This is a genomic window from Flavobacterium sp. 9 (genome assembly GCF_002754195.1).
Lineage (GTDB): Bacteria > Bacteroidota > Bacteroidia > Flavobacteriales > Flavobacteriaceae > Flavobacterium.
This window is the reverse complement of sequence record NZ_PEEU01000001.1, coordinates 54,477-78,767: the sequence shown is the minus strand read 5'-3', so window position 1 is coordinate 78,767 and position 24,291 is coordinate 54,477. Positions and strand designations below refer to the sequence as shown.

At 34.6% G+C, this 24,291-nt stretch carries 19 protein-coding genes; 6 read left to right on the top strand and 13 right to left on the bottom strand.

Annotated features, from left to right (window positions below; genetic code table 11):
• Window positions 1–19: 19 nt before the first annotated feature.
• The 5 genes from CLU81_RS00325 to CLU81_RS00305 all read left to right on the top strand — a co-directional run bounded on the left by CLU81_RS00325 (window position 20) and on the right by CLU81_RS00305 (window position 9,291).
• The gene (locus CLU81_RS00325) at window positions 20–1,219 is read left to right on the top strand and encodes a TlpA disulfide reductase family protein (RefSeq protein WP_099708004.1); all 1,200 of its coding nucleotides are present in this window, start codon (window positions 20–22) and stop codon (window positions 1,217–1,219) included.
• Window positions 1,220–1,413: 194 nt separating this feature from the next.
• On the top strand, window positions 1,414–2,547 hold the full coding sequence (locus tag CLU81_RS27275; protein ID WP_099708003.1) for a TlpA disulfide reductase family protein: 1,134 nt from the start codon (window positions 1,414–1,416) through the stop codon (window positions 2,545–2,547).
• An 87-nt stretch (window positions 2,548–2,634) separates the two neighbouring features.
• Window positions 2,635–5,430, top strand: a complete 2,796-nt coding sequence (locus CLU81_RS00315; protein ID WP_099708002.1) for a pitrilysin family protein — start codon at window positions 2,635–2,637, stop codon at window positions 5,428–5,430.
• A gap of 339 nt (window positions 5,431–5,769) precedes the next feature.
• Window positions 5,770–7,770: a thioredoxin family protein gene (locus CLU81_RS00310; RefSeq protein WP_099708001.1), complete on the top strand. Its 2,001-nt coding sequence runs from the start codon at window positions 5,770–5,772 to the stop codon at window positions 7,768–7,770.
• A 21-nt stretch (window positions 7,771–7,791) separates the two neighbouring features.
• Complete coding sequence (locus CLU81_RS00305; RefSeq protein ID WP_099708000.1) at window positions 7,792–9,291, top strand: aminotransferase class V-fold PLP-dependent enzyme; 1,500 nt, start codon at window positions 7,792–7,794, stop codon at window positions 9,289–9,291.
• A gap of 77 nt (window positions 9,292–9,368) precedes the next feature.
• Here the strand turns inward: CLU81_RS00305 and CLU81_RS00300 are convergent, their stop codons facing one another.
• Window positions 9,369–10,307, bottom strand: coding sequence for a ring-cleaving dioxygenase (locus CLU81_RS00300; RefSeq protein WP_099707999.1), 939 nt, complete (start codon window positions 10,305–10,307; stop codon window positions 9,369–9,371).
• Between the two features lie 315 nt (window positions 10,308–10,622).
• Between CLU81_RS00300 and CLU81_RS00295 the strand changes: the two genes are divergently transcribed.
• A complete protein-coding gene (locus CLU81_RS00295) occupies window positions 10,623–12,215 on the top strand; it encodes a sigma-54-dependent Fis family transcriptional regulator (RefSeq protein ID WP_099707998.1) in 1,593 nt (530 codons plus the stop codon).
• Between the two features lies 1 nt (window position 12,216).
• Here the strand turns inward: CLU81_RS00295 and CLU81_RS00290 are convergent, their stop codons facing one another.
• The 12 genes from CLU81_RS00290 to CLU81_RS00235 form a co-directional block, all read right to left on the bottom strand.
• Window positions 12,217–12,834 carry a TMEM175 family protein gene (locus CLU81_RS00290; protein ID WP_099707997.1) on the bottom strand — a complete coding sequence of 206 codons (618 nt, stop codon included), beginning with the start codon at window positions 12,832–12,834 and terminating at the stop codon, window positions 12,217–12,219.
• A gap of 228 nt (window positions 12,835–13,062) precedes the next feature.
• A complete protein-coding gene (locus CLU81_RS00285) occupies window positions 13,063–13,413 on the bottom strand; it encodes a hypothetical protein (RefSeq protein ID WP_099707996.1) in 351 nt (116 codons plus the stop codon).
• A complete protein-coding gene (locus tag CLU81_RS00280) occupies window positions 13,413–14,033 on the bottom strand; it encodes an alpha/beta hydrolase (protein ID WP_099707995.1) in 621 nt (206 codons plus the stop codon). Before CLU81_RS00280 ends, CLU81_RS00285 begins: the two co-directional genes overlap by 1 nt.
• A 172-nt stretch (window positions 14,034–14,205) precedes the next feature.
• Window positions 14,206–14,496 carry a GNAT family N-acetyltransferase gene (locus CLU81_RS00275; protein WP_099707994.1) on the bottom strand — a complete coding sequence of 97 codons (291 nt, stop codon included), beginning with the start codon at window positions 14,494–14,496 and terminating at the stop codon, window positions 14,206–14,208.
• Window positions 14,497–14,567: 71 nt separating this feature from the next.
• Complete coding sequence (locus CLU81_RS00270) at window positions 14,568–15,926, bottom strand: sigma-54 dependent transcriptional regulator (RefSeq protein ID WP_099707993.1); 1,359 nt, start codon at window positions 15,924–15,926, stop codon at window positions 14,568–14,570.
• 9 nt (window positions 15,927–15,935) lie between these two features.
• Window positions 15,936–18,215 carry a histidine kinase dimerization/phosphoacceptor domain -containing protein gene (locus CLU81_RS00265; RefSeq protein ID WP_099707992.1) on the bottom strand — a complete coding sequence of 760 codons (2,280 nt, stop codon included), beginning with the start codon at window positions 18,213–18,215 and terminating at the stop codon, window positions 15,936–15,938.
• A 53-nt stretch (window positions 18,216–18,268) separates the two neighbouring features.
• Window positions 18,269–18,934, bottom strand: coding sequence for a YoaK family protein (locus CLU81_RS00260; RefSeq protein WP_099707991.1), 666 nt, complete (start codon window positions 18,932–18,934; stop codon window positions 18,269–18,271).
• Window positions 18,935–18,942: 8 nt separating this feature from the next.
• Entirely contained in the window at window positions 18,943–19,416 is a 474-nt protein-coding gene (locus CLU81_RS00255; protein WP_099707990.1) for a Dps family protein, read from the bottom strand.
• Window positions 19,417–19,590: 174 nt separating this feature from the next.
• Window positions 19,591–20,025 (bottom strand): DoxX family protein, encoded by a 435-nt coding sequence (locus CLU81_RS00250; protein WP_099707989.1) that lies wholly within the window; start codon window positions 20,023–20,025, stop codon window positions 19,591–19,593.
• 11 nt (window positions 20,026–20,036) lie between these two features.
• Complete coding sequence (locus CLU81_RS00245; RefSeq protein WP_099707988.1) at window positions 20,037–21,923, bottom strand: amidohydrolase; 1,887 nt, start codon at window positions 21,921–21,923, stop codon at window positions 20,037–20,039.
• A gap of 7 nt (window positions 21,924–21,930) precedes the next feature.
• Window positions 21,931–22,662, bottom strand: a complete 732-nt coding sequence (locus tag CLU81_RS00240; RefSeq protein WP_099712613.1) for a M17 family peptidase N-terminal domain-containing protein — start codon at window positions 22,660–22,662, stop codon at window positions 21,931–21,933.
• A gap of 210 nt (window positions 22,663–22,872) precedes the next feature.
• Window positions 22,873–24,270, bottom strand: a complete 1,398-nt coding sequence (locus CLU81_RS00235) for an alginate export family protein (RefSeq protein WP_233209618.1) — start codon at window positions 24,268–24,270, stop codon at window positions 22,873–22,875.
• Between the last annotated feature and the right edge of the window lie 21 nt (window positions 24,271–24,291).

Below are 24,291 nucleotides of genomic sequence, written 5' to 3'. Positions count from 1 at the left end.
CTTAAAATATCAATCAAAAATGAATACAATTAAATTTAAAGTAATTGGATTATGCATCTGTTTATTTGCATTTTCCAACAATATTCTAGCGCAAAAGAAAAAGCCAGCAGTTGCATCAACCTCTTATAATCTGGAAGGAAATATAACAGGACTTGAAGATGGAACGACCATAAAATTAATTCCCGGAGCAACACATTCATCAGAATCTGCAGTTGCAGAAACTACGCTTAAAGACGGCAAATTTACCTTTACAGGAAAATTAAATGAACCTCGTTTATTTTATTTGGAGTTTGGAAAAAACAAAGGATACATTCCGGTATTAATAGAAAATTCTAAAATAAAACTAACAGCTGAAGCCGAAGTTTTAAAACAAGAAGAAGGAAAAATCAATTTTAAAAATGAAGTCGTTTCAGGATCAAAATCGAACGATTATTTTAAAAAAGAAACAGCTTTTAGAGAAGAATTAAACAAAGATTACGAAGAATATCATAAAGGAAGCGAAGAAGTTGCAGAAGCATACGGAAAAGCAAGAGTTTCAGGAAACAAAAAACTGATGGATTCTATTGGAAATTCTCCAGCATGGAAATCTTTCGAAGCAAAAGAAAAAGCATTTTTTAAGAAAGTCGAAACAACAACAGCAGATTTAATTACAAGAAATAAAGCAACTTGGTGGGGACCATTTTTTATGATCACACAATACAGTTATTTCACACCGGATCAAAAGCCAATTTATGAGCAATTTTCTCCCGCAGCAAAGAAAAGTTATTATGGTCAATTGGTAGATAAAGATCTTAACCCAAAGTCATTAATCGGAACAAGCGTTGCCAACTTCGGTCTAAAAGACAAAGACGGAAAAGCCTATAATGTAAAAGATATCGTTGCAGGAAAAAAATACATTCTGATTGATTTTTGGGCATCTTGGTGCGGACCATGTCGTAAAGAAATTCCAAATTTAAAAACAGCTTATTCAGAATATGCAGGAAAAGGATTTGAAATTTTAAGTATTTCAATTGATAAAGACGAAAAAGCATGGCAAAAAGCTTTAGCACAAGAAAATATGCAATGGCACAATCTTCTGGATGACAATAAAGTAAGTAATGCATTTAATGTAAAAGCAATTCCGGCAACCTATTTAGTAGATAGCAAAGGTGTAATTATTGGTGATAATTTAAGAGGTGCAGAATTAGAAGCCAAATTAAAAGAACTTTTGAAATCATAATTGTCAGTTTCAATTAAAAATTGAGAATTAAAAATTAAAAATCAAAATAGTCACACAGCTACGTTTGTTTAAACTTGGCGTCTTAGCGCCTTTGCGAGATTAATTTTATTTTCTAAAAATCTTAACTTAATGACATTGCTCTATGTGTTAAAAATTCAGACAAAAACATTCTTAAAATAAAAAAAATATCAAACATGAAAAGTACAATCTTAAAATCAGGTTTGTTAGCCTTAGCGCTAACAGCCACAATTAGTTCTTGTTCTAAGAAAGAAGAAGGATTTACAATAAACGGAAATATTGCCGGACAAAAAGACGGAATGGTCTATCTGGAATTTCAGGATGGAGATAAAAATGTTGTAAAAGATTCTGCTAAAATCGTAGACGGCAAATTTACTTTTGCAGGAAAGGTAGACGAACCTTTAAGATACAGCATCAAATTAAAAGGGCAGGAATTTGGAAGAGTTTTTGTTTTATCAAATGAAACTATAAATCTTGTTGGTCATAAAGACAGTATTTTTAATGCAAAATTAACTGGAGCGATTCAGGATTCGATTTATATGTCTTATTACAAAAACGAATTTACAAAGATCCAGAAAATTGCAGGTCCGGTTTACAAAACATCTGATTCTATAAGTCAAAGCGGAAAAGTAAAACTAACTCCGGAGCAAAAAGCAATGATGGACAAACGTTGGGCAGATTTACAAAAGTTGGCAGATGATCTTACTTTTAAATTTATTAAATCTCATAAAGATCAGATTGCCGGAGCTTTAGTTCTTGACGATCGTTTGGTAACATACGGAACTCCGGAACAAGTAAAAGAATATTTTGCAGTTTTAAGCCCTGAAGTTCAGAAATCTTATTTCGGTAAAAAAATAAAAGAAGGAATTGCACTTAACGATAAAACCGCTGTTGGCGTTGCTGCTCCGGAATTTTCTCAAACAGATGTAAACGGAAAAGTGGTAAAACTATCAGATTATAAAGGAAAGTACGTTTTGGTTGATTTCTGGGCAAGTTGGTGCGGTCCATGCCGAAAAGAAAATCCAAACGTAGTCGTAGCTTACAAAGCATATCACGATAAAGGATTTGAAGTTTTAGGCGTTTCATTAGACGATAAAAAGAATCTTTGGCAAAAAGCAATCGAAAAAGATGGCTTAAGCTGGACACACGTTTCTGACCTAAAAGGATGGAAAAATGATGTTGCCGTTTTATACGGAGTAAAACTAGTTCCAACCAATTACTTAATTGGACCTGACGGAAAAATAGTAGCTAAAAATCTAAGAGAAGAAGCACTTCAGTCTAAACTAAAAGAGATTTTTAGTAAGTCATAAACAATAAAATTAGCAGTCAAACTTTGTCAAAGTTTTAAACTTTGACAAAGTTACTTCACGCTAAAAAAAACATCTCAATCACAAAAAATGAAAAAACACATCTTCGTGGGCTATTGCTCACTAGCTTTCTGTACGCTTATTTCAGCGCAAAATAAATCAGTTAATTTTAAGAAAATCAAAGAATTAGGTGGAATTGAAGAGTATTTGTATCAACCAAACGGTATGAATGTTTTACTCTTGCAAGACAATGCTTCGCCAGTTGCAACCGTGCAAATTGTGTATCGTGTTGGTTCTAAAAACGAAGTTTTAGGAAACACAGGATCAACGCATCTTTTAGAACATTTAATGTTCAAGGGTACGCCAAGTTTCAATAAGAAAAATGGAACAACAATTACAGATGTTCTTCAAAATACGGGAGCGCAACTTAACGCAACGACTTGGTATGACAGAACCAATTATTTTGAAACATTACCGAGTGATAAAATCGCATTGGCATTGCAAATTGAAGCCGACAGAATGCGTAATTCTTTATTATTGAAAGAAGATAAAGATGCTGAAATGACAGTTGTTCGCAACGAATTCGAACGCGGAGAAAACGATCCAAATAGTTTATTAGACAAAGAAATTTGGGCAGCGGCTTATATTGCACATCCGTATCATCATTCTACAATTGGATGGAAATCAGATATCGAAAAAGCACCAATTGAAGTATTACGTAATTTCTACAACACTTATTATTGGCCGGATAATGCAACTTTGACTATTATTGGCGATTTCAAAAAAGAGAATGTTTTTGATTTAATCGAACAGTATTTCGGTAAAATTACAAAAGCACCAAACGCAATGCCTCAGCCATATACCGAAGAACCGCAACAATATGGACCTCGCAAAATTGTAGTTAAAAAACCCGGCGAATTAGGCGTTATAAACAAAGCTTATAAAATTCCGGGAGCTTTACACGAAGATTTACCTGCTTTGAATATTCTTGCTGAAATTATTGGATCGGGTCCATCGGCTATTTTAAACAAAACTTTTGTAGACACGCGTTTAGGAATTTACACATATTCAAGCGCAACAAATTTCAAAGAAGTAGGACTTTTTACTATTGGAGTTGGTTTTCCGACGACTTCAAAGCACGAAGATATCGATGCTAAAATTAGTGAAGTTGTAGCCAAAATTCAGAAACATGGCGTTACGCAGGAAGAGGTAAATCGTGTTGTCGCCAATATCAGCGCGCAAACTATTTTGGCTCGTGATGGTTCTGGCGTAATCGCTTCACAATTAAACGAAGCCATTGCAGCGGGAGATTGGACAGACTATATTACAGGAGTTGACCGATTGAAAAAAGTAACGCCAACAGATGTTTTGCGTGTTGCTAAAAAATATCTGGTTGAAGATCAAAGCACAACAGGATATTTTGTTCCGAAGCAAAATGGAGGTCAAAATCAGGAATCGGCGCAAGCCAATAATTTTATGCCAGAGAATGGACCGTTTTATTACAGACATCCAGAAAATGGACACGATCATAAAGAAGCTTCTGAAGTTCATTTATCTGAAGAAAAAAATATTACAAAACTACTTACTTTAGAAGATAATAATGCAATTGAAAAAACAGCTTCGGCTTACAAAAGAGAAAAAGTAGCCGGAATTGATGTCGTTTCAGTAAAAACTTCGGCTAAAGATTTTGTGACCGTTGCAGCAAGTATTTCGCTAGGAAATTATGCCAATGAAAACAAAAATCTGGCAATTCCGTCTTTAACAGCTTCAATGTTGTCAAAAGGAACAACGTTGAATGACAAATTTAAATTCTCAGAAAAACTCCAAAAATTAGGTGTAAATATCAACGTAAATGCTTCTACAACTAAAGTAAATATTGGTTTTAAATGTCTGAAAAAAGATTTAGATCAAGTCATTACTTTATTGGCTGAAGAATTAAGAAACCCATTATTTGATGCCAAAGAATTTGAAAATTTAAAGCAACAATTTACCGGAAGTATTCAGCAAAATCTGAATGATCCGGGAGAAAGAGGAAGTATTGCATTAACTCAGGCGATTTATCCAAAAGCAAATCCGAATCATGATTTAAGCGTTGAAGAAGATTTAGCGAATGTAAAAAAGGCAACTTTGGAAGAAGTAAAAGCATTCCACAAAAAATATTTCGGTCCAGCTTCAATGCATTTGGTGATTGTTGGCGATACTGAAGGCGCTAATTTGAACACTTCATTAAATAAATCTTTCAAAAACTGGAACGGCGGTGTAATTGAAAATATGAAGTTTGAAGAAGCTGTAAAAGCAAATTCAAAAACAGAAGTTATTACAATTCCGGAGAAACCAAGCGCCGAATTGTACATTGGACAATATACAGGTTTAAAAAGAACCGATGCAGATTATATTCCGTTTTACATTGGTAATTATACTTTAGGCGCTGGTTTTGCTGGTCGTTTGATGCAAACAGTTCGAGATAATGACGGTTTAACGTACAACATTTCATCTGGAACAGGTGGAAATATTGCAACTGGCGGATATTGGATGGTAAATGCATCTTTTAATCCAACTTTATTCCAAAAAGGACTGGACGCAACAATAGTTCAGGTGAAAAAATGGGTAAACGACGGAATTACTTTGGAAGAGTTAGAAAATAAGAAAACCAATTTAATTGGAAGTTTTAAAGTTGGAATGGCAACCACAAACGGAATGACGAGAACAATTTTAGGCTTTATAGAAAGAGGTTTAGAGCCAAGTTACATCGACCAATATCCAAAAGATATCGAAAAAGTAACGTTGAAACAAGTAAACGACGCGATCAAAAAGTATGTTCAGCTAGACAAAATGATTGTTATAAAAGCTGGTTCATTAGATAAAGAAGGGAATCCTTTGAAGTAATTTTTTTTAGGAGGAAGAAGTTAGAATAAAGAATAAAGATACTAGAAGCAAGATTGTGATTCAACTTTGTCAAAGTTTTAAACTTTGACAAAGTTATCGCAATCCAAAACCTGAAACCTGAAACCTGAAACCTGAAACCTGAAACCTGAAACCTGAAACCTGAAACCTGAAACCTGAAACCTGAAACCTGAAACCTGAAACAAAAAAAAACAATTTTAATAGTTGTCTTTCATTTTTAAATCTGAATTAGTAAGCAATTTTTTGTGAAAGACCCAAAAGAGCTGTTTTGCCGACAGCTCTTTTTTTAAATCAAACTTAAAATATCAAAACAAAAAAACAATGAAAAAATTCATCATAACCTTACTATTGCTTGTGAGTTGCAATATGTTTGGACAAATGTACAATCCGGTAAAATGGACTACTTCTGTAGAAAAAATATCAGATAAAGAATATGTTTTAAAAGCCGAAGCTGCGATTCAGTCCGGTTGGCATTTGTACGGACAATATATCGAAGAAGGTGGACCATCGGCGACAGCTTTTTCGTTTAAAAATCCAAAGAATAACTTTGAATTAACAGGCAAAACTACCGAAGGAAAAGGACATGAAGTCGTGGATAAAATCTTCAATATGAAAATTAAATATTTTGAAGATAAAGCGCTTTTTACGCAGAAAATAAAATTCAAATCAGATCAAATTACAAACATTGCAGCCGAAGTTGGATTTATGGTTTGTGACGACAGTAATTGTTTACCGCCGTCATCAGAAGAATTGTCTTTTAAAATTCCGAATTCTAAAAAGTTGGCTTCCGCCGAAGAAATAGCAATTGTAAAAGATTCAGCTGTTGCTGAAGAAAAAACGACGGTTAAAGCAACAGAAAAAGCAGAAACACAAATTGAAAATCCAACTAAAAAGAAAGATACAAGAGGATTAATAAGCATTTTTGTTATTGCCTTTTTATCGGGATTTGCAGCTTTATTAACGCCTTGTGTTTTTCCGATGATTCCGATGACGGTTAGTTATTTTACCAAACAAAGCAAAACCAAAGCGGCAGGAATTAGAAACGCTTTGATTTACGGATTTTCGATCATCATTATTTATGTTTTATTGGGTTCAATTGTAACAGCTGTTTTTGGTGCCGATTCTCTGAACGCGCTTTCAACGAATGTTTGGTTCAATCTTATATTCTTTATTTTATTGGTTGTTTTTGCAGTTTCTTTTTTGGGCGCTTTCGAAATCATGCTGCCAAATGCATTGGCCAATAAAGTCGATTCGCAAGCGGATAGAGGAGGATTAGTCGGGATTTTCTTTATGGCTTTGGCTTTAGCCATTGTTTCATTCTCTTGTACGGGTCCAATTGTTGGAACATTATTAGTCGAAGCAGCTTCAAAAGGAGGTATCGCGCCAATTGTTGGAATGTTAGGATTTTCGACTGCAATTGCATTGCCATTTTCATTGTTTGCTGCATTTCCGGGTTGGTTAAATGCTTTGCCAAAATCGGGCGGATGGCTAAATACTGTAAAAGTCGTTTTAGGCTTTTTGGAATTGGCTTTAGCTTTCAAATTTTTATCAAATGCTGATTTGGTTTTGCAATTGCATTGGCTGGAAAGAGAAGTATTTCTAACGATTTGGATTGCCGTTTTTGGAACTTTGGCTTTCTATTTATTCGGAAAAATAACATTACCGCACGATTCTCCTTTAAACCATATTTCAGTTGGAAGATTAGGTTTTGGATTAATTGTTTTATCGTTTACTATTTATTTGATTCCAGGACTTTGGGGCGCGCCTTTAAAATTAATCAGCGGATTTGCGCCTCCAATGCAATACAGTGAATCGCCAGACGGATTTGGCGCTTCTAAAAGTGTTAGCGAAGTAAAGTCGGCTTTACCGGAAGGAGCTGAATTTGGTCCGCAAAATATTATCACTTTTCATGATTATAATAAAGGAATGGAATTCGCGAAGAAAAACAAGAAACCAGTTTTATTAGATTTTACAGGTTATGCATGCGTGAATTGCAGAAAAATGGAAGAATTGGTTTGGTCAGATCCAAAGGTTTTAGGTGTTTTGAAAAATGAAGTAGTTTTGATTTCATTGTACGTAGACGACAAAAATGAGCTTCCGGAAAACGAACAATATGTTTCTGAAACAACAGGCAAAAAGATCAAAACGGTTGGAAATAAATGGAGCGATTTACAAATCAAAACCTACAAAGCAAACGCACAGCCTTTTTATGTAATTGTAGACCAAAATAGTGTAAACTTAACGGAACCTTCGGCGTATAATCCTGATATCGAAGATTATTATAATTGGCTGAATACAGGAATCAAAAACTTCAAATCATAATTGGTTTTAGAAAAAATAGTCATGGAATCTATTATAGAAAAAACAGCGACAACAGAATTAGAACATTATTTTTCTAAATTCAGAGGAAATACAATTGGCGTTAATCATTCTTTCGAATCAGTTTACGGAAAACAGAAAATATTGTACGCAGATTGGATCGCTAGCGGAAGATTGTATTTTCCAATTGAAGAGGTAATGCTCAATAAAATAGGTCCGATGATTGCCAATACGCATTCGTTTTCAAGCGAAACCGGCAAAGCATCTACATATGCGTATCAACACGCGCGAACAATAATCAAAAAGCACGTAAATGCCAATGAATCAGATTGTCTGGTAACGACTGGAACCGGAATGACAGCTGCTTTATCAAAATTGCAACGCATTATGGGACTTCGTTCTGAGGATAATATTTATAATGTAAAACTGCACTTTGATGACGAAAGACCAGTTGTTTTTATTACACATATGGAACATCATTCTAATCAGGTTCCGTGGTACGAAACCATTGCTGATATTGTGGTTTTGCCCGCAGATGAAAACAATTTGGTTGATCCAAGAATCTTGTCTTCAGAACTTAAGAAATATAAAAACCGAAGTTTAAAAATTGGTTCGTTTACAGCTTGTTCGAACGTTACAGGAATTATTACGCCGTATTATGAATTAGCCAAAATCATGCATCAAAACGGAGGTTTTTGTTTTGTTGATTTTGCTGCTTCGGCACCTTATGTTTCAATCGATATGCATCCCGAAGATCCTGAAGCGCAATTGGATGCGATTTTCTTTTCGCCTCATAAATTTTTAGGTGGACCAGGAACTTGCGGTGTTTTGGTTTTTAATGAGAAATTATACAAATCCAGTTTTCCTGATAATCCCGGTGGCGGAAATGTAAAATGTACGAATCCGTGGGGCGAATATCATTATAATGATACAATAGAAGTAAAGGAAGATGGCGGAACTCCGGGTTTTCTACAAGTAATTCGAACGGCTTTGTGCTTAGAATTGAAAGAGCAAATGGGCGTCGAAAACATGAAAAACAGAGAAAAAGAACTGTTGGATTTATGTTATTCAAAACTTCAAAAAATAGAAGGAGTTTCTATTTTAGGTGATTTAAATACAGAACGAATTGGATGCGTTTCTTTTAATATTGAAAACATTCATTATAACTTAATTGTCCGTATTTTAAATGATCGCTTCGGAATTCAGGTTCGTGGCGGTTGGTCTTGTGCGAGTACGTATGCGCATTATTTATTTGGTATTAATCGGGAAGAATCTGCAGAAATAACAAAAGAACTTCTTCAGAAAAACTTAAGCAATAAACCAGGTTGGGTTCGTATTTCTTTGCATCCAACAATGACCAACGATGAACTTTTATTTATTTGTGATGCCATCCAAAAAATAACTTTTTACTATAAACAATGGCAGGAAGTTTATAAATACAATCCAACAAACAATGAGTTCGAAAGTATTATAAACCAAGAAACAATTGCCGAAGATGTTAAGCAATGGTTTATTTTGGAATAAGATTTTTTAAATGTAAAAAGGCGTTAATTATATTAAATTAACGCCTTTTTTTTAGCTATTTAATTCAGTTTTTAGAATTAATTAATTTTAACCAAATGTGCTTCAATTGCAGCTCTATCAGATTCATATTGTGCAGGAAGTTTCAGATTTTTACCTAATTCTTCTAGTGGCTCATCAACAGTAAATCCAGGGTTTTCTGTAGCGATTTCGAATAAAACTCCTCCTGGCTCTCTGAAATATAGAGAGTGGAAATAATTTCTGTCAATCTGTTGCGTAATTTGCAATCCGTATTCTTCGATTTTTTCACGGAAGTGCATTAAAATTTCGTCATTTTCTACTCTGAAAGCCACGTGATGTACAGTTCCGTTTGCTCCTAAACCGCGTTTTTCTTCCGGTAATTCTACTAAGTCAACAATTGCAGCATTTTCTACCGCATCTGTTGCATAACGATATCTGTTTACGTCTTGGTCAATCAATTTATAACCAAATATATCTGTTAAAATTGTAGCGGTAGCTTTGATACTATTCAAAGTCAAAGTGATGTTATGAAAACCTTTTGTAGCAACGTCAGCTTTTACTTCATCAGTTTCCCATGCTTTTCTGTTATCGCCAGTTTTAGACTCGATTAATTCTAATTTTAAACCGTCCGGATCTAAGAAAGTAAGATATTTTTCTCCGAATTTTTCAGCCGGTTTATTATAAATTACATTGTATTTTTCGAAACGTTCTTGCCAGAAATCAAGACTTCCTTTTGGTACAGAATATCCAATTTCTGTTGCCATTCCAGAACCTTTTCTTCCTTGTTGAATTCCTTCTCCCCAAGGGAAAAAAGTTAAGATTGTTCCCGCACTTCCAACTTCGTCACCAAAGTAAAAATGATACGTTCCAGGATCATCAAAATTCACTGTTTTTTTAATGAATCTTAATCCTAATATGTTAGAATAAAAGTTGAAATTACGTTTTGCGTCACCAGCAATTGCAGTAATATGGTGTAAGCCTAAAATTTTATTTTCCATGATGTTTTTTATTTATTTGTTTTGATTTTCTTATACAAATTTACTTCGGTTATGGCTGTCTATCGATTAACCTAGATTAAGAAATAAAAAAGCCGTTATTTTTTTATTCGTAAAGTACTAACCAAATAATATTCCGTTCTGTTTAATTGCTTATTTATTAATAGTTTAATGATGTAAAGTAATTTTTAATTATACGATATATCGTAATTTTATGGATGGAAATTGTTTAATTTACAAAATCAATAGTATTTTAATAAAGGCTATTTCTTAAATTTACCCTATTACCTCATTAAAATACCACACCAATTATCGTTTATGGAAAAGCCGACAGATCAGACCGCAATTATTATGAATAGATTGCAGGAAAGAGAAAAAGAACAAATGCTGATTTTGTCTATTTGCAGTGCGCTTGCTCAGGCTTTATCCAAAGAAGAATTTAATAATGTAGTAAGTGATTTATTAAAAGAACATTTTAGTTTTGATGATTTTATTTTGGCTTCTGCCGATGAAAAAGAAACCGAATATCATGTTTTTTATCAATTTTTAGATAAAAATCTAACGTCACAAAAACTAATAATTAATGACGGCTTTTTTGACGTTTGTCTGGATTCTGCCGAAGCTGTTATTTTCGATCTAAAAACAATAAACGAAAAACAGAATAATTTTCCTCCTTATATAAGTACGGTAAATAATAAAGGTTTTAAAAACGGAATTGGAATTTGTCTTCCTTATATAAAGGGAAATCGGAATGTGCTTTTTCTTTTCTTTAAAAATGCTACTACTTTTAGCAGAGAATCCAACCGAATCATCCGTGGAATCGCCATGCAGCTTTCTATTACGGTCAGAAATATTATGATGACGGAAGAATACGAAAATAACATTGCCGAATTAAAGATTTTGAAACGAAATTTAGGCGAAAAAAAAGCTGAAGTCTCGAACCTAAATAAGGAAGGTTTTTACGGAATTGTTGGTGACAGCAATGCTATGCAAATTGTCTATGAATTAATTGCTCAAGTCGCGCCATCGCAATCTACGGTTTTGATTTTTGGCGAAACCGGAACTGGAAAAGAACTAGTGGCAAGTGCGATTCATGATTTGTCCCTTGTTTCGAATAAAAAAATGATTAAAGTAAATTGTGCTTCGATTCCTGTAAATCTTATCGAAAGTGAATTATTCGGACATGAAAAAGGCGCTTTTACGGGAGCAACAGAACAAAGAATTGGTAAGTTTGAACAAGCCGAAGACAGTACGATTTTTTTAGATGAAATAGGAGAGTTGCCTTTGGAACTTCAAGGGAAACTGCTTCGTGTTTTGCAGGAAAAAGAGATTGAAAGAATTGGCGGAAATAAAACCATAAAAGTAAATGCAAGAGTTATTGCGGCCACAAACAGATCGCTTGAAAAAGAAGTTGCCGAAGATCGTTTTAGAAGTGATCTATATTACCGATTAAATGTATATCCGATTCCTTTGCCTGCTTTGCGCGATCGTCCGGAAGATATTGCCGTTTTAGGGAATTTTTTCTTAGAGAGACACGCTGGAAGAATTGGTAAAAAGATTAAAGGCTTTTCTAAAAAAGTCCTTAATAGTATGACGGCAAATTCGTGGCCGGGAAATGTGAGAGAATTAGAAAATATGGTCGAAAGAAGTGTTTTGTTTGCTAAAAACGATGTTATTAGTGAAATGATTTTCCCTCCAGTTTTTATAACAGAATCTAATAGTACGGAAACTGAATTGTACTTAAAAACATTGCAGGAAGTAGAACGCGAACATATTTTGAAAGTCGTAAAAAAATGCAACGGAAGAATTTCTGGTCCGCAAGGCGCCGCTATTTTATTAGACTTGCCCGGAACAACCTTAATTTCGAAAATGCAGAAATTAGGCATTAAAAAAGAACATTTTTTAGGCTGATTTATTCTTGTATTACATTTATTTTTCCGGAAGAAAAAGCCCAGAAAACAAGCAAAATCATACAGATAGCCAAAGCAATTGCCGGAAATTGAAAAGAAATTCCAAACGCGATTATATACGTTGGAAGTCCATATAAATAGTTATTTCGAATTTTCAGAATAGCCGAATTTGTAATTCCCGGACGCAAGAGCTTTTTGTTTTTACTTGCAATAAACCACAAAAGATTGTACGAAATATTGATTAGTACAAAGATTCCTGTATAAAGCGCCACAGCAATATTTGAAGCTTCTCCATCAAAAAAACGTGCTAATAAAGCGGTTGGAAACGATACGGCAGAAACCAAAAAAAGAATCAATCCGTTGGCAAACATAATGGCAGTATTGCGGCTGTAAATTTGTTTGAAAATCTTATGATGATTGACCCACATGATAAAAATACTGAAAAAAGAAAGCGTGAAAGCCAGATACGATGTCCATTCGCCTTTTAAGTAAACCAAAAGATCTGTGCCGTTTTTGATGATATTTGTGTCCGGAACATGAAGATCCAAAACCAAAAGCGTAATAGCAATGGCAAAAACAGCATCGCTGAAATTCTCGATTCGTACGGTTTCTTTTTCCATTTTATGATTATTTATTTAACCGCAAAGTTCGCAAAGGTTTACGCAAAGTTCGCAGAGTTTTTAGACAAAGCTTTGCGAACTTTGCAGTTAAATTTTTACCGCAAAGTTCGCTAAGGTTTACGCAAAGTTCACAAAGCTATTTCAAGACAAAGCTTTGCGAACTTTGTGTTTTTCAAAACAATCTATAATATAACCTTAGCGAACTTTGCGGTAAAATTTTTTCTCAATCTATAATTTGATAAATATTGATTTTCGCAATTTCGGTTCAATATTTTTGGTCTTATGTCCTTTTCCTGTTGTGTCTTCGACCAATAAAATAGAACCGGTTTCAAAAGTTCTTTTTTCGCCAAGCGAAGTTTCGATTTCTACGCCGCCTTCTAATAAAACAATATATTGCCGATCCGGCGCATTATGAAAATCATAATCATAAGAAGGTTTGACTTCTCTAAAAACGATTGATTTCACAGGTTCATCATCCGATAAAAATCCGATGTCGCCATTGTTTTTCAACGGAACTTCAAAATCCTCAAAATGACTTTCGCCATTTTCATCGCTGTAAACTCGCGTTATCGTGATCATTATTTCTTAGAAAAAATAAGCGCATTTGCACAATCGACTTCATCCTGACTTATGGTATGTCCCATATTTGGATAGATTTTTTTAGTAACGTCTGCGCCTAATTTTTCAAGAAGTGCTTCGGTTTCATTTACTCTTTCAACCGGAACATGAAAATCAGGATCGCTCGTTCCGATGAAAATTGGCGTGTTTTCAAAATTTCCTGCATAATGATTTCCATATACTTTATCGCCAATAAGTCCGCCTGTAAAGGCCACAACGCCACCATATTTTGCAGCATTTCTAGCCGTAAATTCCAAAGCTAGACAAGCTCCTTGCGAAAATCCTAAAAAGTAGATATTCTCTTTCTCAATTCCGTTTTGTTGAATAGCAACCACAACCTGATGAATAGCTTCTAATGATTTTGAAAACGAAGGTTCGTTTTCTTCAAGAGGAACTAAAAACGAATATGGATACCAGGTTCTGTTTTCGGCCTGAGGTGCAATTAATGCAAAATCTTCAACCTTAAGATGTTTCGCAATCGAAAGAATATCGTCAGCACCAGCACCACGTCCATGTATTATGATTAGGGCTTTTTTTGCTTCGCTTAAGGGAATACCTTCAGTTATAACGTCTGTATTCATGAGTTTATATTTTTAAATTAATGTTGTTAGAATAGCATGATTTTTTTATTTCACTTTATATATTAAACTTTGCGACTTTGCGTCTTTGCGAGATTATTTTTTTTCTAAGCGGCGAGAAATTTGCGCGCAAAGACGCAAAGTCGCAAAGTTTTTAAAATCTGTGACTATTCAATTATTTCTTCCAGATATCTGCATATTCATCCAGATGTCTTTTGAATTGCGCGTGTACATAAGGACAAAGTGCCAAAACCATCATGTTATTCGCACGAACATAAGAAATCATTTCTTCCAGAAGTTTCTTTGCATAACCTTTTCCTTCCGCTTCCGGTTCAACTCCAGTATGGTAAACCGTTAGTAAATCATCTTTGATGCTTACGGTCATTTCGCCTAGTTTTTTTTCATCAACATAAAGATTAAAAGCTCCATGTTTTTTTTCGTCTAATTCTAGTTTTATTGTTTCCATATTTATTTTTTATGTCTTGGTTTAGAATTACAAAGTTCGTTAAACTAGGAGTTAAGTCTACTTAATGTAGATTAATTATATTCTTGTTTTATACCTAATTTTTTCATTTTTGAATACAAAGTCTGCGGTTGTATTTTTAGCAGTTCTGCTGCGCCTCCAATACCCGAAACTTTACCGTTGCAGGATTGTAAAGCGTTCATAATATGTTCTTTCTCCATTTCTTCCATGGATTTCATTTTTCCTGTATTTTCTAAAACAGAATTTACTGTATTAGACGGAAGATCAAATTTTTTGATTTCATCTGTTTTGGCAAGTAGTACATTTCGTTCTATCAAATGTTCTAATTCCCTGATATTTCCCGGCCAGTTGTATTGCATCAATTGCTCTAAAGCTTCGGTGCTAATACTATTGACATTTTTTCGGGAGCTTGCGGAATATTTCTTTAGAAAATAATTAGCCAAAGATTCAATATCTTCTTTACGTTCTTTTAAGGTTGGCAATTGTATTGGGAAAACATTTAGTCTGTAATACAAATCCAATCTGAAACGTCCTTCGGCAACTTCTTTTTCCAGAGATCTGTTGGTTGCCGCCACAATACGAACATTGATTTTAATGGTTTTATTTCCTCCAAGTCGCTGAATTTCTTTTTCCTGTAAAACACGCAATAATTTTACCTGAGAATCTAGCGGTAATTCGCCAATTTCATCAAGGAAAATAGTTCCGTTATTTGCTTGTTCAAACTTCCCAATTCGTAAAGCATTTGCTCCTGTAAAGGCACCTTTTTCATGTCCGAATAATTCACTTTCGATAAGAGAATGAGGCAAAGCAGCACAATTGACGATGACAATAGGGTTTGATTTATGTGCCGAAAGATCATGTATGGCATGCGCAACTCTTTCTTTTCCTGTTCCGCTTTCTCCAAGAATCAATACAGAAGTTTCTGCCGGAGCGACAATTTTTATTTTTTCGATTACTTCTTTTAAAAGATGACTTTTGCCGATGATTCCGTCGATTTCCTGATTTTCGTTTTCCGTTTTTATTTCCGTAAATGTTCCTTTTTCCTGCTCAAATCTATATTTTGCAATGTCCAGCATTACAATAAGATCTCTTTCTCTAAACGGTTTTACCATAAAACCATACGGATGCGTCTCTTTTACAGCTTCAAGAGTAGTTTGGTTGGTATTTGCCGAAATGTATAGAAATGGCAATTGCATCTCCCTTAATTCCCAAGCCAGATCAATTCCCGTCAGATCATTTTTTAGCATGATATCCAGTAAAACCCAATCCGGTCTTTTGGCTTCGATTAATTTTCGGGCCTGAACCACAGAAGAAGCAATACCAGTTACTTGATAACCCGCTTTTAGCAGCATGATTTTTAGGTCATTTGCTACTATAAATTCATCTTCAACAATTAGAATTTTCTCCTTCATTTCTTAGATTTATATAATTTCTGCATTATCAGATGATCCTTCAAATTCTGTGTTTCGGGTAAACGTGATTTTGATTTTCAATCCGTTATCACTTTTCATATCAAAAATTCCATCTATTTGATCGCTTAAACCAATCATTAAATTCATGCCAAGCGAATCTCTTTCGGTATCTTCAAAATCTGCCGGAAGTCCAACGCCATTATCGTCTATAATAAGTTGATATTGATTTGCTTCTGTGTTTTTTAGTGAAACATGTACTTCACCTTTTCTGCCTGAAGGAAAAGCATATTTAATAGTATTATTTATCGCTTCATTTATAATTAATCCTAACGGAACTGCTTGAGCAACATCAAGATATACTTTCTCTGTATCTAAAACAAAAAGAATATTTCTATCAGTATCAAAACATTCTTTCATGTAGTTTATTAATTCATAAATATACCAAGACATATCTATATTAGCCAGATTATCAGATTGATATAGTTTTTGATGAATCAATGACATCGCATGCATTCTGTGTTGACTATTTTGTATCGCCATTAAAGCGTCTTCATTATCTAAATAAGCCGATTGTGTGTTTAATAAACTTATAACGATCTGAAGATTATTTTTGACACGATGATGAATTTCTTTTAAAAGCCATTCTTTCTCGATCAACATTTTTTTGTTCAGCTCGTTTTGTTCGTTAATCTGTTGTCGCTGAATTTCAAGTTCTTCGTTCTTTTTCTTTTTGGATCTGAAACTATTGTATAAAAACGCCAGAAAAAGTATTAGAACGACAACACTTCCTATAAAGACATATCTTACTACGGTGTCTTTCTGAATTTGTATTTGCTGTACTTTAGCTTGTTGCGTCAGTAAGTCAATATTTTTGTCTTTTTTATCAGTGTCAAATTGAATTTGAAGATTGTTAATTTGTTTGTTTGTCTCACCTTTATAAATAGTATCTAAAATGTTTTTATATAGCTGATAATGTTTTATGGCATCGAGATAATTTCCTCTTGAAGAATCTGCTTTAAACCAGATAAGATAATTGTCAGACAACATTATAGTATTGTTCGACGCCCTCGCAAGCGAATCTAAGCGATAAATTACCGGATATAAATCGGTATAGTTTTTTAACTGATAATGATACCGGACAAAACTTCTCAGAATTGGCATTCTGTTTTCGGCTTTTTTCTCTGCATTTTTGCCATAATAGGCTACCAATTTATTATAGTATATCGTGGCTTTTTCATTATTGTTCAGAACTCTGTAAATACCAAGAAAAAGGTAATTTTCTTTTATCTGCCTCTCCTCATCATAAGAAGGATAATTTACCTGCATATCTTTTAAAAGTTTGAGCGCATCGTTTCCTTTTTTTTGCAAAATAAATACCGAACAAAGATTATCACCAATTACTCTGACATAATCTGTACTTTTATGCTTTTTGGCTATTTCCAGACCCTTATAAAAATATTCCGCTGCATTATTTTTTTTTTGAAGATTAAGATATGCCATTCCAACATGATTGTAAATTGAACTTAACTGTAGTGAACTATCATGTACAGCTAAGGCTGTTTTTTCTGCTAAAAGGGCATACTTCAAAGCCTCTGCGAAATTCCCTGTATGTGTATAACCATCAGAAAAGAGGTTATATACGCCTTGTAAATGAGGATATTTTATCGATTTATACAAAAGCAGCGATTCTTTTAAAATAGCGAGTCCTTTGTCGCAATTATCCTGCATAAGGTGCAATTCGCCAATCTCCTTTAAAACGTCTGCTTGTTTTTCTTTTGCTCCATTTTTTTTTAAAATTGGGATGGCCATCTCTTTGTATTTGATTCTCTCACTCAGTGATTCCCCATACATAGCAAGTTCTAAGTAAGCATCTGCCTGAAGTTCTGCTAAATTATTTTTTATGGAATAATCCAGAACTTCTTTTGCCTTTTTCAGACCATTTTTCTGATCTCCTTTTTCTCTATTAATCTGAGCGTTAAGCAAGATTGATTTTCCAATTCCAGATTTATAATGTAAACTAGTAGCTAATTGTCTTGCTTGACCGTTTAAAATATCCGCCTCATCTAAATCGGCTTTATATTCGTGATCTTTGTTTAGATAATAAGCGCTCAAACGCAACAGTAATTCGACTTTTTGAGACGTGTTTCCAGCTTTATTGATTTTACTTTTTAACACATTTGAATCTTCTTTGGATTGCGCCGGAACGCTATAATTTACGAGTATAAAAAAGGTTACTGCAAATAAGGCGCGTACGTGGTTTTTGACAGGAATAATAGGGATCAAATTCATTTTTTAAAGATAATCTATTATGAGATATCTGCAAATCTGTATCTTCAGTTTGCCTATTTTTCGCGGTGATAATGGTAACATATCAGCATGGCAATTCCGGGAATAATCAGAGTTCCTAAACCAAAAAACTTTCCTGCAATTGCGCCCAAAAAACAACCTGTCAAAAATCCCATAATAGTAACTACTTGTTTCTTAAAACTCAACAGGATTTCGGCATCTTTTAATCCGTTTTTTAATATGCTGCCTAAATCCAAAGAAGCTTGTGTTACATTTCCGGTCATCATAGTTGTTGGACCATGAGTTTCTTTAGCATACAATTTTCCAAAAGCATTCTGAAGTCCCATTGCAAAAACGGTTGCCATTGCGATAGTATAAATCGTCCATTCTGAAAAAATTTCTAAAAAGCCAAAAGCATAAGAAGCAATTCCGCTTAAAACCAACACGATACCTTCCCAAAACAAAATTGTATAATGGTTTGTGTTTTTTAAGGCGATTCTTCCTCCGGTAATAACGGCCATAATAAATACCGGAAATGTTAGTAATTTTATCCAGGCATGTACATCAGAACCTTTAATGATCTGATAAGCAAAGACAATAAAGTTGCCCGTAACGTGTGCCGAAAATATAGAATCTGCGGCAACAAATGTTACGGTATCGCAATACCCTGCAATCATGGTTAGAAGCAGGGTTACGTACCAAATGTTTTTTTGTATTTCCATAATTTTGATTATTTCAGGTGAGCACGAAGCATCCATGCCATTTTTTCGTGATTTTCTAAAAGTCCGGTAATATAATCGCTGGTTCCGGCGTCGTGAAGTTCGGCAGCAAAATTATTGATGTTTTCACGTAAGTGAATTAAAATGCTTTCGTGATCTGCCAATAATTCTTTGATATAACCTGTGCTGTCGTTTTTCTCTCTTGTTTCTTCTGTCAAATGCGTTAATGCCAAATATTCTTTTAAAGTTCCGGGCGCATAATGACCTAAAGTTCTGATTCTTTCGGCAACAGCATCTACGATTTCGTCAAGCGCTTCGTATTGTTGCTCAAAGAAGATATGTTTGTTGTAAAAATCCGGACCTTCTACATTCCAATGTGCTTTTTTTGTTTTGGTATAAAGTACAAATTCGTCAGCCAAAACTTTAGTCAATACATCTACAACTTTTGTGATGCTTTCTTGTTTAATTCCGATGTTTGCTTTCATTTTATATAAGGTTTAATAAGTAATCATTTTAAATTTATGTATTGGATATTTTTCACGCAGATTTAAAAAGATTTAAGCTGATAAGCGCAGATTAATTAATAAAAATCTAAAATTAGATTTGCTCTAATCTGCAAAATCTGCGTGAAACAAAAACTATGATTCTATGTGTTTAAATTAATTGTTTAAGAATGTTAATAAATAAGAATCAAGTGAATATTTTCCTGCTCCAAGTGCAAGGATTAATAATAAAGACAACGTGTACATATAAGGAACGTCGCGTACTTCGAGTGAATCTTTTCTGTGTACGACAAAATATCCTACGGCTGTAACGCCAATAGTTGGCAAGACAACAAGTCGGGTTCCGATACCTAAAATGATAAGAAACGGAACTACAGTATCAGAAAAAGTAGCGACTAATCCGTTTAATTTTTCTGGTAAATGAAGTGGATTTGGAACGTGTTCTCTTTGTCCATTTTCAACTCTAAATTTCTTCATTCCGTGTACTCTGAATAGCTCAACTGCAAGTAATACTCTAAATACTAAAAATGCCGCATTGTTGAATGGTGTTCCTAAATCTGAGTAAAGGATTTGTTTGATAATTTCGTTCATCTTTTTTAAATTTAAAAGGCAAAACAGGAACAGCCTAAAGCGCCCCAAAATGCGTTATAGTTATTTACGGGCACGTTGCTCATTCTGGCAATATCATGACTATGAGCATGAACATCGCAGCTTCCGGAGCAACTGTGTATTTGAGAAGTCAGACTTGGTTTTGCATCTGCTTTTGAGTTCTTTTCGATCGCACTTTGCAAATTACTTTTGGTTGGATAACCGTTGTAAATATTCGTTGGTGACCAATCTGGTAATATCGGAATATGAGGCGGTGAAAAGGAGGAGAAATCCCCGTTTGCATACACAATTTTTCCGTCGACAATGGTTAGATCTGCTTCGATTTTTTTAATGTCTTCGTCGGGAATAGAAAAATAATCGCTGTCTAAAACTACCAAATCAGCAAACATTCCAACTTTGACATCTCCTTTTTTGGCTTGTTCCTGAGAGAACCAAGCGCTTCCTCTGGTATATAATTCTAATGCCGTTTCTCGACTTAATCTGCTTTCATTATACAATTGCAAACCTCCAACCGTTTTTCCAACTGTCATCCAATACATTGAAACCCAAGGATTGTAACTGCTTACTCTTGTGGCATCAGAACCTCCGCCAACGGGAACTTCCATTTCTAGCATTTTTTTAATTGGTGGCGTATTTTCGGCAGCTTTTGCGCCATATCGATCTGTGAAATATTCACCTTGATATGCCATTCTGCTTTGAACTGCGATTCCTCCGCCTAGATTTTTGACACGTTCGATGTTTCTTTCGTCAATAGTTTCGGCATGATCAAATATCCAGGGTAATCCGTTAAACGGAATTTCCTGATTGATTTTTTCGAATACATTCAAAAATCTTGTAATGCTTTCGTTATAAGTTGCATGAAGTCTAAATGGCCAGCGATTTTCTACCAAAAGACGAACTACTTTTTCCAATTCTGCTTCCATATTTTCAGGAAGATCTGGTCTTGGCTGAAGGAAATCTTCAAAATCAGCAGCAGAAAAAACTAACATTTCTCCCGCACCATTATGACGATACATATCATCGCCCTGATATAATTTTACGGTATCGATCCAATCTTCAAAGTCTTCGAATTCGTGTTTTGGTTTTTGAGTAAAAAGATTATAGGCGATTCTTACCGTTAATTGTTTCTTTTCGTTTAGTTCGTTTACAACTTTATAATCGTCGGGAAAATTCTGAAATCCTCCTCCGGCATCAATAACACTTGTTATCCCAAAACGATTCAATTCTTTCATGAAGTGACGCGTCGAATTGATTTGATGCTCATACGAAAGCGTTGGTCCTTTTGCTAAAGTCGAATACAAAATCATGGCGTTTGGAGTCGCAATAATAAGTCCGGTTGGTTCGCCATTTGAATCACGCTCAATTTGCCCTCCGGGAGGCGCTGGCGTGTTTTTAGTATAACCAACAGCTTTTAATGCGGCTCTGTTCATAATTGCTCTATCGTATAAATGCAGAATAAAAACAGGAGTTTCAGGTGCAATTGCATTAATTTCCTGTAAAGTTGGCATTCGGCGTTCAGCAAATTGAAATTCTGACCAACCACCAACCACACGAACCCATTGCGGATTTGGTGTACGATCGACTTGTTCTTTTAACATTCGAAGTGCATCTGCAAGCGAAGGAACGCCATCCCAACGCAATTCTAAGTTGTAGTTTAAACCGCCACGAATAAGGTGAATGTGCGAATCGTTGATTCCGGGAACAACTCTTTTATTTTGAAGATCGATTATTTTGGTTTCTTCAGAAGCAAATTCCATTATGTTGCTGTCGTTTCCAACTGCAATAAATTTTCCGTCTTTGATTGCTACGGCTGTAACATTTGGCGTTTCGGCATTGAAACTATGAATCTTGCCATTGAATAAAATTAAATCTGCTTTCATAATTCAATTATTTAGCGTTAAGTTTTGTAATTGCTTCTTTAATTCCTTCGCCTGCAACATTGTAGAATGATGGTCCTGCAAGCAAAGTGATTTTTGTCAAAGGCTTATAATCTGATAATTTTTTATCTTTTAAATAGGTTTGGGTTCTATAAGCTTCAAAAGAGCCTAAAACAACATTTGTTGCGACTAAAGCCGTGGGAGAATCGATTCCTGCATCTTTAATATCACTTGCAAAAGCGAAGTTAGAAACGCCTAAACGCAAAGCTTCGCGCGTGGCAACACTTCCTACACTTATCATTAAATCTGGTGTGAATTTATTGCGATCGCCAAGACCAATAAGTAATAATTGTTTGGCTGCCAAAGTTCCTTTTGGAGGTGTAATCAATAAAGTTTCAAGAGAATGTCCGGTGAATTTTCCGCTTTTGCGTAATTCGGTAATAATTCCTTTTAAGGCATCGTCTAAATGTACCATTCCGTTTAAGTTTGCAGGAAGGGCAGGAGGGTTAAAAATGTCACCTTCAGTATATTCGAAAACGCAGGCAACTTGCAATTCTGCTTCGGCTGATGATGGTCCCTGAACCAATCCGTTTATGGAAACTCCGTCAACTTTTCCCCAAGTGGTTGTTGATCCGAGTGTTGCTGTTTGTGCAAAAGAAGCATTAGCAAAAAATAATGCTGTAAAAAGAATTAGATAAGAATTTCTAAGTCTATATGTGGATAAAAGTGTGGTATTTTTCATCGTTATGAATTTAGTTAACGTTATTGTAATGGTGAATTTTTTTAAACACATAGAGACATAGATTTATATTTTGAAATGAATAAAAAAGAGTATCTAAAAGAAACTTGTTTCTCACACATAGTCTATGTTTGTTAATGCAAGTGAAACGCCTTTTTAAAATTACAAAATCTATGTTTCTATGTGTTAATTAATTATGTTCAATGGTTGTTCTTAAAATTTAAATCCGAGTCGGGCATTAAAGAAAACGCCGTCTTTAGAATTTGGAATGATGTCGTCGATAAAAGCGCCTGTTTTAAAATATTGAATTCCGCTTACGACTGATATATATTTGCTGATACTATAGGTAAAATTAGCAAGATAAGCCGTCCCGATATAACGTTTGTCTGATGCACTTCCGGGAAGATTTAGTGTGCCGCTTGGTCTGTAAACACCGTCTTGCAGTGAATATCTCCAGTTAAAAACCACATCGACCTGCATCTTTAATTGTGGTAATAAATCCATCGTGGCATAAGGATGAATGTCGATAAGGTTTACGGGACCCACTTGCGGACTAAAACCAAAATATCCTCCTTTTGGATACAACGGATTAAACGTTTGCAGGTTTCCATTGCCTTGATTTTGATCTCCCGAGATATAATCATTTCGAAGGTTTATCGTTGGCTTGAACTTTATATTTTCAAAGGAATAACCTAAATCTGCAGAAGCTGTCCAGGCATTAATATTTCCGGAACCAAAACTCCCAAATTGATATGCAGCTTCAAGATTATAAATAAAACCTCCGCCGTATTTCCAGAATCTTGTACCTATTGTATGTCTTTTTTCGGGAGCAATTCCTTCTTCAAACAGTGATTCTTTTTTTTGTATTCCGAGATAATAAAGATCCAGATTTCCTGCTTTTGGGAATATTATTTTGGAATAAGCGCCCCATAAATTGATTTGTTTCGACATTTTATTATCAAAAACGCCTTTGTAAACTGTATCTGCCATCATGGCAAAACCGTCAATTGAGAATCTGGCAGAAGAGTACATTATTTTTGCTCCTGTAAAATAAAGTCTCGCATTTGGACCTTCTCTTACTGAAATTAATCTTCCTGAACCGTAATCAAGTTCTTGTCTTCCGGCACGAATCGTTAGTTTTTTATCTTCTTTTTGATATAGATTTACATCTAAAAAAAGATTCTGAACATTCAACTGATCTTCGTCAATTCCTCTTGGACCGTTGATTCTGCCATCTTGCAAAGCGCTTCTTAATTGTGCAAATACTCTAAAGGTTTTTCCTAAATGAACATCGGCATGAAGATCATAACGTTGCAGAAAAAAGTTGTTGTGACCAATATTTAATCTTCCCCAATCTTCATTATTGAAATCAACGTATTCATATCTTGCTTCACCTCCAAGAGACATATAAAAATCTTTCTGTTTGTTTAACGGAATGAATTTTAGATTCTCATAAAAATTTCTGCTTGAATCTTTTAGAAATTCGTAGTTTTCATCATAACGCAAAAGTTTAAAGTTTTGCGCCGATGCAATGCTTCCTATTAAAAGAAAACATATTATGATGATTCCGAAGTTCTTGTTTTTTGGCGATATGGATTTTGATGATTCCAAGATAATGAAGCGTAAAAGGGT

Bases quoted from the DNA above. Each gene is read 5' to 3' on its own strand.
- CLU81_RS00295 (WP_099707998.1), top strand. From the start codon at position 10,623: ATGGAAAAGCCGACAGATCAGACCGCAATTATTATGAATAGATTGCAG.
- CLU81_RS00270 (WP_099707993.1), bottom strand. From the start codon at position 15,926: ATGAAGGAGAAAATTCTAATTGTTGAAGATGAATTTATAGTAGCAAAT.
- CLU81_RS27275 (WP_099708003.1), top strand. From the start codon at position 1,414: ATGAAAAGTACAATCTTAAAATCAGGTTTGTTAGCCTTAGCGCTAACA.
- CLU81_RS00240 (WP_099712613.1), bottom strand. From the start codon at position 22,662: ATGAAAAATACCACACTTTTATCCACATATAGACTTAGAAATTCTTAT.
- CLU81_RS00250 (WP_099707989.1), bottom strand. From the start codon at position 20,025: ATGAACGAAATTATCAAACAAATCCTTTACTCAGATTTAGGAACACCA.
- CLU81_RS00255 (WP_099707990.1), bottom strand. From the start codon at position 19,416: ATGAAAGCAAACATCGGAATTAAACAAGAAAGCATCACAAAAGTTGTA.
- CLU81_RS00300 (WP_099707999.1), bottom strand. From the start codon at position 10,307: ATGGAAAATAAAATTTTAGGCTTACACCATATTACTGCAATTGCTGGT.
- CLU81_RS00305 (WP_099708000.1), top strand. From the start codon at position 7,792: ATGGAATCTATTATAGAAAAAACAGCGACAACAGAATTAGAACATTAT.
- CLU81_RS00315 (WP_099708002.1), top strand. From the start codon at position 2,635: ATGAAAAAACACATCTTCGTGGGCTATTGCTCACTAGCTTTCTGTACG.
- CLU81_RS00245 (WP_099707988.1), bottom strand. From the start codon at position 21,923: ATGAAAGCAGATTTAATTTTATTCAATGGCAAGATTCATAGTTTCAAT.
- CLU81_RS00325 (WP_099708004.1), top strand. From the start codon at position 20: ATGAATACAATTAAATTTAAAGTAATTGGATTATGCATCTGTTTATTT.
- CLU81_RS00285 (WP_099707996.1), bottom strand. From the start codon at position 13,413: ATGATCACGATAACGCGAGTTTACAGCGATGAAAATGGCGAAAGTCAT.
- CLU81_RS00290 (WP_099707997.1), bottom strand. From the start codon at position 12,834: ATGGAAAAAGAAACCGTACGAATCGAGAATTTCAGCGATGCTGTTTTT.
- CLU81_RS00275 (WP_099707994.1), bottom strand. From the start codon at position 14,496: ATGGAAACAATAAAACTAGAATTAGACGAAAAAAAACATGGAGCTTTT.
- CLU81_RS00280 (WP_099707995.1), bottom strand. From the start codon at position 14,033: ATGAATACAGACGTTATAACTGAAGGTATTCCCTTAAGCGAAGCAAAA.
- CLU81_RS00265 (WP_099707992.1), bottom strand. From the start codon at position 18,215: ATGAATTTGATCCCTATTATTCCTGTCAAAAACCACGTACGCGCCTTA.
- CLU81_RS00310 (WP_099708001.1), top strand. From the start codon at position 5,770: ATGAAAAAATTCATCATAACCTTACTATTGCTTGTGAGTTGCAATATG.
- CLU81_RS00260 (WP_099707991.1), bottom strand. From the start codon at position 18,934: ATGGAAATACAAAAAAACATTTGGTACGTAACCCTGCTTCTAACCATG.